The sequence below is a fragment of the Rahnella perminowiae genome, from assembly GCF_019049755.1.
Taxonomy (GTDB): Bacteria; Pseudomonadota; Gammaproteobacteria; order Enterobacterales; family Enterobacteriaceae; genus Rahnella; species Rahnella perminowiae.
Genome location: NZ_JAFMOS010000121.1, coordinates 1 through 825, shown reverse-complemented (window position 1 = coordinate 825; position 825 = coordinate 1). Strand labels below are relative to the sequence as shown.

General features: G+C 40.4%; 1 protein-coding gene. It reads right to left on the bottom strand.

Features of this window, described 5'->3' with window-relative positions; genetic code table 11:
* On the bottom strand, window positions 1-810 hold an 810-nt coding region (locus tag J1785_RS00645), incomplete at its 3' end, for an amidohydrolase family protein (RefSeq protein ID WP_217218563.1).
* Window positions 811-825 lie beyond the last annotated feature (15 nt).

Here is an 825-nt window from a genome sequence, read left to right as displayed (position 1 = left end):
AGAAAGAGTCATCTTATACGCTGGCCAACTGGTTCCAAAGAGTATTTTATGATTAAACCCACATTTGAATGTGTTCTTCAGGTGTGATATCCACAACGAGTTGCTACCCAGATTAGCAAAGCCGCTACAATCTAGATAAACATTTTCTCGGTAAACTGCCAAATAAGAACTTTCATGGAAATTATAGATTGCACCGTGGCCAAGGATGAAATTGACTCCTCGAAAACACCGTGCAGCTTCATCAATTAATACCGGGTTACCGAAGCTGTAATTGAGATCTTGCCAACCTGGCCCAGAATGACTAAGAACAGGAAGCCCATAAGCTTCACAGATTTCATAATAGGGAAACAGCCTCTTATCTGATGGAGAAAAACCACAAAGAGGGTAGACTTTCAGGCCATGTACACTCCCTGATTTTACCTTATTATGAAAAAGTGTAATACCATCACTGCCATAACGTGGATCAATTCCAGCAAATACATGGAAGCGCCCGGGATAACGAGCACAAATTTTTTCATGCAGCTCAATTGACTCTTCCGGCGTCAGTACCGAGGGGTAAAGATATGAAAAATCTGGAGCGATTAGTATCCCCTGATGAATACCACTATGACCCATCTCACTGACTAGGTGGTCACCATTATGATCCTGATAATAAGATTTTAGCTTATCTAAGAGTTTGTTAATTTCAATCCTGTCGCCTAGTGCTTGCATTTTATTTTGTAGATTCACTGCTTGATCATAAAGAAATTTTTCAGGTACAAGTTTATCGGAGGCAACATTAATATGCGTATCTATCACCGTATATGGCATAGTGGCACCCTGTAT